The following is a 1,248-nucleotide window of genomic DNA, read 5'->3' as shown; positions in this document are numbered from 1 at the left end:
AACAGCGAGCCCAGCACCATGTCCACGGTCTCGTCCTGGCGCTGATCCTCGATCAGCTCGGCGCACGGCACCACCAGCTGGACCGCGGCCGCGGCGGGCCGGCCCTTCACGCCGAAGCGGATCTGCCCGGTGCACTCCAGGTCGCCGTTCACGTAGACCGGGTCATTGCCGATCTGCACGTCCGGGGCGCTGGCGAAACCGAGATCGCCCAGCTGGGAGGCCACATGCGCGGCCTGGCCGCGCTGTCCGTTGGCGTTGAACACCCGCACCTTGGAGGCGGCGAGCGCGGCGGGCTGGACATCGCGCAGACGCGAGTTGCCGACCCGTTCGCCGAGCGGCGCGGGCTTGGCCGCGGAGGTGCTCGAAGCCGGGCTGGGGGAGTTGCAGGCCATCGCGCCCTGGTCACCCTCGCTCGTCGTCAGCGCTTTGAACCACACGACGACGCAGATCAGGGCGATGACGCCGACCATGGCGGCCCAGGGCTCCCAGCGTCGGCGAATGAAGTTCCGCCCGCTCGGATCGGTCGCTTTACCTTGGGTGATCAGTGAAACCACGCCCACACTCTACGAAAGCGTCGGGAATGTCGTGTGAACGGCTGCGGCAAGTCGGGCACCGGTGTGGCGCGCGGGGTGTCGCGGAGGTGGAGGGGAGGTCTCGAGGCGGTGCGGAAGATCTCGGACAGTTCCCTCGGCGGTGACGATTGCCCCTCAGTTTCAACTCGCGCGGGTTTTGATTGCGACTTTGGTCCCGGGGTCCGCTATTGTCTGGCGGCCCCGATCGTACAACCCAGGTGAATCTGGGGTTCGATTTCGGGAACAACAAGGGCATGTCCTGCGTTGACCGAGCGCGATCCGGTGCGGATGAGGAACTATCCGGCCCGGATCTGTGACCGGTGTACGCGTGACGTACACCACGGGCGGGGCGGTACCACGGCCCGATCAGGCTCCGGCAGGAGGCTGTCGGACAGGTGCCGGTCCGGGATATACGGAGTGAGGACGAGGGGAAGACGACATGGCAACCGACTATGACGCACCGCGGCGCAATGAATCCGACGACGTTTCGGAGGACTCGCTGGAGGAGCTGAAGGCTCGCCGCAACGAAGCCGCGTCCGCCGTCGTGGATATCGACGAATCCGATACCGCGGAGTCGTTCGAGCTTCCCGGCGCGGACCTTTCCGAGGAAGTGCTCTCGGTCCGGGTCATCCCGAAGCAGGCGGACGAATTCACGTGTTCGAGCTGCTTCCTGGTG

Annotated in this window: 2 protein-coding genes; one reads left to right on the top strand and one right to left on the bottom strand. The window is 66.5% G+C overall.

The genetic code is table 11. The features are described from left to right. A partial coding sequence (gene cei, locus ACIRS4_RS37520) for an envelope integrity protein Cei (RefSeq protein WP_404204649.1) occupies window positions 1-554 on the bottom strand: 554 nt, incomplete at its 3' end. A gap of 457 nt (window positions 555-1,011) precedes the next feature. Here cei and ACIRS4_RS37515 point away from each other — a divergent pair. Beyond that, window positions 1,012-1,248: DUF4193 domain-containing protein (locus ACIRS4_RS37515; protein WP_404204647.1), on the top strand; the 237-nt coding region annotated here is incomplete at its 3' end.

The sequence above is a fragment of the Streptomyces sp. NPDC101166 genome, from assembly GCF_044768125.1.
Classification (GTDB): Bacteria; Actinomycetota; Actinomycetes; order Streptomycetales; family Streptomycetaceae; genus Streptomyces.
This window is presented reverse-complemented; position numbering and strand designations above follow the sequence as displayed.